This window comes from Streptosporangium sp. NPDC051022 (assembly GCF_040683035.1).
Lineage (GTDB): Bacteria > Actinomycetota > Actinomycetes > Streptosporangiales > Streptosporangiaceae > Streptosporangium.
Map to the genome: position 1 here is coordinate 64796 of NZ_JBFBCF010000044.1, position 9188 is coordinate 73983.

At 71.8% G+C, this 9188-nt stretch carries 9 protein-coding genes; 2 read left to right on the plus strand and 7 right to left on the minus strand.

Annotation, left to right across the window (positions count from 1 at the left end; translation table 11 throughout):
* The 6 genes from AB0N02_RS42570 to AB0N02_RS42595 all read right to left on the minus strand — a co-directional run.
* On the minus strand, nt 1-503 hold a 503-nt coding region (locus tag AB0N02_RS42570), incomplete at its 3' end, for an amidase family protein (protein ID WP_363959629.1).
* Nucleotides 504-670: 167 nt separating this feature from the next.
* Nucleotides 671-1453: a serine hydrolase gene (locus tag AB0N02_RS42575; RefSeq protein WP_363959632.1), complete on the minus strand. Its 783-nt coding sequence runs from the start codon at nt 1451-1453 to the stop codon at nt 671-673.
* A 38-nt stretch (nt 1454-1491) separates the two neighbouring features.
* Nucleotides 1492-3096, minus strand: coding sequence for a D-aminoacylase (locus tag AB0N02_RS42580; protein ID WP_363959635.1), 1605 nt, complete (start codon nt 3094-3096; stop codon nt 1492-1494).
* Nucleotides 3093-3899 carry an amino acid ABC transporter ATP-binding protein gene (locus tag AB0N02_RS42585; RefSeq protein ID WP_363959638.1) on the minus strand — a complete coding sequence of 269 codons (807 nt, stop codon included), beginning with the start codon at nt 3897-3899 and terminating at the stop codon, nt 3093-3095. Before AB0N02_RS42585 ends, AB0N02_RS42580 begins: the two co-directional genes overlap by 4 nt.
* Nucleotides 3899-4837, minus strand: a complete 939-nt coding sequence (locus AB0N02_RS42590) for an amino acid ABC transporter permease (protein ID WP_363959641.1) — start codon at nt 4835-4837, stop codon at nt 3899-3901. Before AB0N02_RS42590 ends, AB0N02_RS42585 begins: the two co-directional genes overlap by 1 nt.
* Nucleotides 4828-5712: an ABC transporter substrate-binding protein gene (locus AB0N02_RS42595; protein ID WP_363959644.1), complete on the minus strand. Its 885-nt coding sequence runs from the start codon at nt 5710-5712 to the stop codon at nt 4828-4830. Before AB0N02_RS42595 ends, AB0N02_RS42590 begins: the two co-directional genes overlap by 10 nt.
* 144 nt (nt 5713-5856) lie before the next feature.
* Between AB0N02_RS42595 and lysA the strand changes: the two genes are divergently transcribed.
* A complete protein-coding gene (lysA, locus tag AB0N02_RS42600) occupies nt 5857-7137 on the plus strand; it encodes a diaminopimelate decarboxylase (protein ID WP_363959647.1) in 1281 nt (426 codons plus the stop codon).
* 33 nt (nt 7138-7170) lie between these two features.
* Here lysA and AB0N02_RS42605 read toward each other — a convergent pair whose 3' ends face one another.
* Nucleotides 7171-8427: a cytochrome P450 gene (locus AB0N02_RS42605; RefSeq protein ID WP_363959650.1), complete on the minus strand. Its 1257-nt coding sequence runs from the start codon at nt 8425-8427 to the stop codon at nt 7171-7173.
* A gap of 236 nt (nt 8428-8663) precedes the next feature.
* On the opposite strand from AB0N02_RS42605, the gene AB0N02_RS42610 reads away from it, so the two are divergent.
* On the plus strand, nt 8664-9038 hold the full coding sequence (locus AB0N02_RS42610; RefSeq protein WP_363959653.1) for a DUF5335 family protein: 375 nt from the start codon (nt 8664-8666) through the stop codon (nt 9036-9038).
* Nucleotides 9039-9188 lie beyond the last annotated feature (150 nt).

Sequence of the window (9188 nt, forward strand, 5' to 3'; positions counted from 1 at the left end):
GTCGTGTGCTCTTCCGCGGGGGCGCCGGCCAGTTCGGCGTCCAGGGCGGCGGCGCCGCCGCTCGACCCGCCGACGCCCCGCTCCGGGTCCCAGGGGTTGCGGGTCGGCCCGTGCTTGACCGACTCGGTGGAGAAGCTGACCACCATCTCCGGCACGGTGGTCAGCCCCAGGGTGACCAGGCCCGCCGCCCGGAACCGCGTCATCAGCTCGCTGTCGCGCCGGGCGACGGCGTTCTCCAGCCCCCGGCTGCCCAGGAAGAACGGGACCCCCTCCGCCATCGGGCCGCTGTCCTTGATCAGGAACGGCACACCGGCGAGCGGCCCGTCCGCCGCGTGGTCGAGCGCCGGGGAGAACGGTGGCAGCGCCAGGGCGTTGAGCTCGGCGTCGGCCGCGGCCAGGGCCCGCCGGGCGGCGTCCTCGACCTCGGCCGCGGTGACCTCACCCGCCGCGATCAGGTCGCGCAGCCCGACGGCGTCGTGACGGGCGTACTCGTGAAGCTCCACTGGCGTTCCTCCTGTCGGCGGCACCGCCCGTTCCGCTCCCGCGGGCGATGCCCGTGCTTGCGAACAGTGTTAGCGCGTTCCACAGGTGGAATTCCACCGTTTCCCGGAGTTTTCCGACAAAGGTGACAGCGATGGATGAAATCCATCACCAATGTGTCAGGATCGCCTCAGGCCAGGCCCGCCAGGCGGCCGATGGCCAGACCGGCCTCGCGGGCACGCCCCACCAGGGCGTGCTCGGCCCCGGCGGGGCCGTTGACCAGCACGGCGTAGCCGAGCCGGCGCTCCGGGCCGATCATCACTCCCACGTCGGCCCGCACCCCGGTGTCCGTGCCGGTCTTGTTGGCGACCCAGACCCTCCCCCGGGGAGCGGAGGCGGGAACCTCCCGGTCCTCGGCCTCGTGGGCCAGCAGGGCGGGAACCAGGCTGCGGTCGCCGTTGCAGGCCATCCAGCCCAGCATGATCCTGGTCCACTCCTCCCGTCCGTCGAGTCCGGCCGCGAACCGGGCGAGCTCGCCCGCCGTGCCCACGGCGAACGTCGGCGGGTGGGACGGCAGCCTGGGCTCTCGGATCCGGTCGAGGATCCGGGTGCGGACGAACCCCAGCCCGGCGGCGTTCTCGGCCACCCGGTCCAGGCCGATCCGGCGCAGCAGGGCGTTGGTCGCGGTGTTGTCGCTCACCGAGGCGACGAGCACGGCGAGGTCCCCGATCGGCCAGCGGCGTCCCGACAGGACGCCCAGGAGGCCGGATCCGCCACAGCGGTCGTCCTCCTCGATCTCGACCACCTCGGCGGGATCGAGGCCGCCCGCCGCGATCCCCCGGGCGACGGCCGCCAGCAGCAGCAGCTTGCCGACGCTGGCGAGGGTCAGCTCGGTGTCCTCGTGCAGGGCGATCAGGCCCGGTACGGACACTGCCAGCACGCCCGGCGCGGCGTCCCGCTCGAAGCCGGTCACGTTCCCCGTCTCCTTCCCGGTTCCCTCCCCTCCCGCGCTCACGTGGTGAGCACCGATCCGGGCTTGGCACCCGTCTCCACGCCGTCGCGGACCACGATCTCCCCCGCGACGATCACCGCGTGGATCCCGGCCGGCGGCACCAGCGGGTCGGTGAAGGTGGCGCCGTCGGCGATCGTGGCCGGATCGAAGACCACCAGGTCGGCGTGCGCGCCGTCGGCGATCACACCGCGTCCCCGCAGCCCGAACCTCGCCGCGGCCATGCCCGTCATCTTGTGCACGGCCGTCTCCAGGCTGAGCAGTCCCAGCTCCCTGACGTAGTGGCCGAGCACCCGGGGGAACGTTCCCGCCCAGCGCGGGTGGGGGCGGCCGCCCGGCTTGGGCACGCCGTCGGAGCCGATCATCGAGTACGGCGCGGCCAGCACCCGCCGTACGTCGTCCTCGATCATGGAGTGGCTGATGATCGTGACCTCGCCCTGCTCGGCGACGAGCAGGGCGGCGGCCACGTCGAGGGGGTCCTGGCCGCGGGTGACGGCCAGCTCGGCGATCGTGAGCCCCTCCGTTTCGGAGTGGCGTGGCGCACAGGCTATCGAGATGCGGTCCCAGCCACCGTTGCCGACGGTGTTCTCCCATCCGGGGACACCCTCGGCGATGGCCAGCCGCATCAGGTCGCGCTGGCCGGGGTCGGCCAGGCGTGCCGTCAGAGCGGATATTCCACCCTCGGAAGCCCAGGGCGGGAGCATCGCACCCAGCGCCGTACTTCCCGCAGTATAGGGATATACGTCACATGTCACATCCATCCCCCCCGCCCGCAGGGCGGCGATCCGGGGCAGAGTGCGCTCGGTGCGCCCCCAGGCGTACTTCCCGGCGGTCTTGTGGTGGGAGACGTGCAGCGGGGCGCCGCTCCTGGCCGCGATCTCGACGGCCTCCTCCAGCGCCTCCTCCACACGCGACATCTCGTCGCGCAGGTGGGTGACGTACGGCTTGCCGTGCCGGGCCGCGACGGCGGCCAGCGCGACCACCTCGTCCGTGCCCGCGTAGGTGCCGGGGGTGTAGATCAGCCCGGTGGACAGCCCGGCCGCGCCCGCGGCCAGCGCCCGGTCGAGCAGCCCGCACATGGCCTCCAGCTCCCCGGGGGTGGCGGCCCTGTCGACGGGGCCCATCACCCCGTTGCGCAGCGTGCCGTGCCCGACCAGGGAGGTGAGGTGGTTGGCCCTCGGCACCGCGGTGTGCGCGGCGGCGAACTCGGCGAACCCCTCGTACATCCCGACGTCCCCGCCGAAGTAGACCCGGGCCTCGGCGCGCATCGCGGCCAGCCGTTCCGGCAGCGCGGGGAAGAGGCTGGAGCCGCAGTTCCCGGAGATCTCGGTGGTCACCCCCTGCAGGATGGGGGCCAGGACTATCTCTCGGCCCAGTTCCCCGTCGATCAGGGTGACGCCGTCGGAGTGGGTGTGCACGTCGATGAACCCGGGGGCGACGACGAGACCGGTCACGTCCAGGGTCTCGCGCGCCGTGGCCGGGCCTCCCGGGGGGAGCAGCGTGAGACGGCCTCCGGCCATACCGATGTCGGCACGGCGCGAGGCATCGGCCCCCGCCGTTCCGTCGACCACGAGGCCACCGCGCAGCAGCAGCTCGAAGTGGGTCACAGGACCTGCCCGAGGAAGGTGCGGAAACGTTCGTGCTTGGGGTCGGCGAGCACCTCGCGGGGGTTGCCCTGCTCGACGATCACCCCTCCGTCAATGAAGATCAAGTTGTCGCCGACCTCGCGCGCGAAGCCCATCTCGTGGGTCACCACCATCATCGTCATGCCGCTGGCGGCCAGGTCCTTCATGACCGCGAGCACCTCCTGGACCAGCTCGGGGTCCAGCGCGCTGGTCGGCTCGTCGAAGAGCATCAGCTTGGGGTCCATGGCCAGGCTGCGGGCGATCGCCACCCGCTGCTGCTGGCCGCCGGAGAGCTGGGCGGGGTAGTGGTCCGCCCGGCCCGCCAGGTCGACCCGCTCCAGCAGCTCCAGCGCCCGCTTCCTGGCGACGTCCCTGGCGACGCCCTTGACGACGACCGGGCCCTCCATGACGTTCTCCAGCGCGGTGCGGTGCGGGAACAGGTGGAAGCGCTGGAACACCATGCCGATGTCCTGCCGCTGGGCGCACAGCTGGGAGGGACGCAGGTGGTGGAGGCGGTCACCCTGCTCGGCGTAGCCGATCAGGTCGCCGTCCACCCAGATGCGGCCCGAGTCGATGGTCTCCAGCCGGTTGACGCAGCGCAGCAGCGTCGACTTGCCCGACCCCGAGGGGCCGACGACGCAGACCACGCCGCCCACGGGCACGTCCAGGCTGATGCCCTTGAGCACCTCGACGGAACCGAAGCACTTGCGGACCGAGCGGATCCTCACCATGGGCTCGGCCCCGGCTGCGGCTGCGGCCCCGGATGTGGACACGGTTCGGGCCATCACACGCTCCCCTTGCCGAACGGCCGCAGGTTGCGGCGGACCCTCGTGCTCAGCGCGTGGTGACCGCGCTCGAACCGCTTCTCGATGAAGTGCTGGCCGATGCTCGCGATGGTGGTGAGCACGATGTACCAGATGGAGGCCACGATGAGCATCGCGATGACCTCGAAGTTGCCCAGGTAGATGCGCTGGGTCACGGTCAGCAGCTCGGCTCCCGCGATGACCGAGACCATCGAGGTGGTCTTGAGCATCGAGATGAACTGGTTGCCGGTCGGCGGGATGATCACGCGCATCGCCTGCGGGAGCACCACCCGGCGGAGCACCTGCCGGTGCGACATGCCGAGTGCCTCCGCCGCCTCGCGCTGCCCGGGGTCGACCGAGCGGATACCCGCCCTGACGATCTCGGCCATGTAGGCGCCCTCGTTGATCGCCAGGCCCAGCAGGGCCGCGGTGAAGGGGGTGATCAGCGCGTTGGCCTGCCACTCGATCAGCTTGGGGCCGTCGAAGGGCACGCCGATGCCGAAGGAGGGGAAGACCAGCCCGATGTTGAACCAGAAGATCAGCTGGACCAGCAGCGGGGTACCCCGGAAGAACCAGGTGTACAGGGCCGAGGCGCCCCGCAGGACGGGGCTGCCGGACAGCTGCATCACCGCGGCGAGGATGCCCAGCGCCAGGCCGATCACCATCGACAGCACGGTGAGCTGGATCGTGACCCACAGACCGCCGAGGATCCTGCCGTCCGTCAGGTAGGAGACGATGACGTCCCAGTGCAGGTTCTCGTTGACGATGATCGTGTAGAGCAGCCAGACCATGAAGAACAGGGCCACCACCGCCGCGACCCACCGCCCCGGGCGGGGCGGGCGGATCGCGTCGATCGGCAGGTGCTCTTCCCCGGCCGTCCCGGGGGTCTGGACCGCCTCGGGGGTCTTGGTCACTTCCATGGCTTCGTGTTGACCATGGCCTCGGAGACGGCGTTGGTCCCGACACCGTACTTGTCGAGGACCGCCTTGTAGCCGCCGTCGGCCAGCAGCTCCTGCATGGCCTTGGCCACGGCGTCGCGCAGCTCGGTGTTGCGGCGGTCGATCGCGATGCCCCAGGGACCCGCGTCGTACTGCTCGGGCAGCACGTCGTACTTACCGGTCTCCTTGGCGTACATGGCCGCGACGGGCGAGTCGACGATGGTGGCGACCGCGCGCCCGGAGTCGATGCTCAGCAGGCCGGTCGGCGCGTCCTCGCTCTGCATGATCTGCATCTTCTTGTCGCACTTGTCGTCCTGCCGCTGCCCGATCGCGAGGTTCGAGCTGCCCTTGGCCAGCACGACGGTGCGGCCGCACAGGTCCTCGAGCGTCTTGATGCCCTCGGGGTTGCCCTTCTTGACCATGATGGCCCCGCCGGCGTTGAAGTAGTCGACGAAGTCGACGGCCGCGCGGCGCGCCTCGGTGTCGCTCATGGAGGACAGCACCACGTCCCAGCGCCCCGCCTGCAGGCCGGGGATCAGGCCGTCGAAGGCGGCGTTGGTCATCGTGAGCTTCAGGCCCAGCTTGCCGGCGATCGCGGCGGCGAGGTCGGGGTCGACGCCGGTGAGCTCCTGGGTGCCCTTCTTGTACATCTCCATCGGGGGGTAGCCCTCGGAGGTCGCCATCCGCAGCTCGCCCGTCTTGCTCACCGACTCGGGAACCAGATCCTTGGCGGTCTTGCCCGCGGCCGCGGTCGCGCCCGCGTTCGCGTCGTCGCTCGAGGCCGAGCGCCCGCAGCCACCCGCGAGCGCCGAGACGGCGGCCGCGATAGCAATGACCGAATAAAGCCGTTTTGTCATTTAATCTCCCGTTATGCGAATAGTTGAGCTTATGGTGCCGACGGCAGGTAACGGTCCCAATACAGGTGAATGCTTGCGAGCCTGAGCATCGAAAGCTTCGATGCTCAGACCGGACAAAAGCCTTAAAGCCCTACCTTCGACCACATGAGCTTGGTGATCGAAAACGGCTGGCCGCGCACCGCGGCCTGGATCGACGGGGAACTTCGCATCGGCGGGATAGGGGTGCGGCGGCTCGCCGCCGACTTCGGCACCCCGGCCTACATCCTCGACGAGGAGGAGTTCCGCGCCCGCTGCGCCGAGTGGCGCGAGGCCCTGCCCGACGGGGAGGTGCACTACGGCGGCAAGGCCTTCCTCTGCCCCGAGGTGGTGCGCTGGCTGGACGCCGCCGGGCTCTGCCTCGACGTGTGCACCGGGGGCGAGCTGGCCGTGGCCGTGGCCGGGGGCATGGACCCGGCGCGGGTGGTCTTCCACGGCAACAACAAGTCCCTCGCCGAGCTGCGCCGCGCCGTCTCCTGGCGGGTCGGCTGCGTGGTCGTCGACTCCTTCGCCGAGATCGAGCGCCTGGCCGCCCTCGCGGAGGAGGCCGGGGTACGGCAGAGCGTGATGATCCGGGTCACCCCCGGGGTCGAGGCGCACACCCACGAGTTCATCGCCACCGGGGGCGACGACTCGAAGTTCGGGTTCTCGCTGCGCGCCGGGCTGGCCGCGGAGGCGGTCCGCCGGGTCCTGGCCGCCCCCTCCCTGGAGCTGACCGGGCTGCACTCCCACATCGGCTCGCAGATCACCGACCTGGGCGGCTTCAGGCTGGCCGCCCGCAGGATGGCCGACTTCCTGGAGGCCACCGAGCGCGAGCACGGCGTGACGATCCCCAAGCTCGACCTCGGCGGCGGCCTGGGCATCGTCTACCGCCCCGGCGATCCGCTCCCCCCGCGGCCCGCCGAGGTCGTCGCGGCCGTGCGGGAGGTCCTGCCCTCCCGCCTGCGGCTGGCCGTCGAGCCCGGCCGCTCGATCGCCGGGCCGACGGCCGTCGCGCTGTACGAGGTGGGCACGGTCAAGGAGATCCCCGGCGTCGGCACCTACGTCAGCGTGGACGGCGGCATGAGCGACAACCCCCGCCCGGCCATGTACGGCGCCGCCTACACCGCGGTCCTGGCCTCCCGCGCCTCACAGGCTCCGGCACGCGAGGTCACCGTGGTGGGCAAGCACTGCGAGAGCGGCGACGTGCTCGTCCGCGACCTGCCGCTGCCCGCCGACGTACGGCCCGGCGACCTGCTCGCCGTTCCCGCCTCCGGGGCGTACCAGCGGTCGATGGCGAGCAACTACAACCACGTGACCCGGCCACCGGTGGTCGCGGTGCGCGACGGCGCCGCCCGCGCGATCGTGCGCAGGGAGACCGAGGAGGACCTCCTGCGCCTGTACCTCTGAGCACCGGGGGCCGGGCCGGCGGGCGCGGGCCGTTCAGCCCTCCCGGCGAGGACGGAGCACGACCGGCAGCTCACGGTGGGCGTTGGTGACGAGGGAGTCGACCTGGATCAGCTCGTGTTCGGGGACGGCGAGTGTCATGCCGGGGAAGCGCTCGAACAGGGCGGGGAGCGCGATGCCCGCCTCCAGCCTGGCCAGCGGCGCGCCGAGGCAGTAGTGGACGCCGTAGCCGAAGGAGAGGTGGTCGCGGCGGCTGGGCCGGGTGAGGTCGAACAGGTCGGCGTCGGCGCCGTGCCGGTCCGGGTCGCGCCCCGCGGCGGCGTAACCGGCGAGGATCGCCTCTCCCCGGCGGATCACGACGCCGTCGATCTCGATGTCCTCGACGGCGTAGCGCAGCGGCAGGTTGGCCACGGGCGCCTGCCAGCGCAACGTCTCGTCGATCACGTCGTCCCACGAGGCGGCGCCCGCGCGCAGCAGGGCCAGCTGGCCGGGATGGGTCAGCAGGGCGTGGACGGCGTTGCCGATGAGGCCGACGGTGGTCTCGTGCCCCGCGGCGATCACCAGGAACAGGGTGTCGAGCAGCTCGGCCTCGCTGAGCCGGGAACCGTCCTCCTCGCGCGCGGCGATCAGGTCGCTGGTCATGTCGTCACCGGGATCGGCCCGCTTGTCCGCGATCAGGGCCTCCAGGAGGAGGTACCCGTCCTGGAGGGCGTCCTCCACCTCCCGCGGGTCTGCGGAGGTGTGGAAGAGGCTGTCGACGATGCGGCTCAGGTCGCCCCGCGCGCCGCCGGGCACGCCGAACAGGTCGCCGATCATCCACATGGGCAGCCGGTAGGCGAATCTCTCCCGGACGTCCACGACCTGCCCCGGCGCGGTCGCGGCCAGCGCGTCGAGGAGCTCGCCGGTGATCCGCTCGACGCGCGGGCGCATCATCTCGACCCGGCGCGGGGTGAACGCCTTGGAGATCAGCGAGCGCAGCCTCCGGTGGTCGGCGCCGTAGGCGGTGAACATGCTGTACACCGACACCCAGTTGATCAGGGCCCAGGGCGTCGGGAGGTCACCGTTGACGTAGGCGGGCCAGTGCCTGCCGGCGTCCTTGGAGACGCGGGGGTCGGCGAGGAGCCGTTTGATCGTGTCGTGCCGGGTCGCCGCCCACGCGACCACCCCGCCGGGGAGCTCGACCGGCGTCACCGGCCCCCTCTCGCGCAGGCGGGCCCCCTCTGCCTGGATGTCGTGCCCGGCGGGATCCAGGCGGATCGGGGCCGGGGGAACGGAAGAGGAGACGGACTCCATGGGTTCTCCAGCTGTCTCGGTGACACGAGCGACGGTTACCGGATCACCACCGACCGTACGTCACGGATCCGCCGGGTGACCCGCTTTTCCCGCCGCCCTCGGTGACGGCGTGGTTCCCCTCCGCGGTGGAGGGCCGGAGGGGCACTCCTACCCGATCAGGTGATGTGGCACGGCCCCGGCTCACCGAGCATGGTGACAGCGCGGCCCGCGGGCCGTGACCGGGAGGAGGCAACGACATGGAGCAGCGGCAGCCGGAACTTCCGCGCGACCAGTGGCGCGAGTTCTTCGACACCATGACGCGCGACTACGAGGGCGCCGACGTGACGATCGAAGTGGTGAGCGAGAGCACCGGGGACACGGTGGCGGCCGAGAGGATACCCCTGGCCTACGTGGAGTACGACCCCAAGGACGACCAGTTCTCGGTCGGGGTGGGCGGCCGCGACGGGCGCTATCCGGTGGTGCTGCGCCACGCCGTCGACCACCCGCGGAAGATCCTGACCGACACCCTCCAGCAGGGCACCATGCGGGCGTTCGACGTCTTCGACGCCGAGGGAGGTCAGACGATCGTGACCCTCCATCTGGCGTCGATCTCCGAGCGGGCGCACGGCTGAGGCGGCACAGGACGGCATAGACGACACAGGGGCGCCCGCCGGGCCCGGAGCGGCCCGCGGGGCCGCGCCCCGGGCGGGGCCGCGCGCCGGCCGGCGCACCCGGGGCCCCCCCCGCCGCCCCCCCCGCGGGGCCCCCCCCCCCCCCCCCCC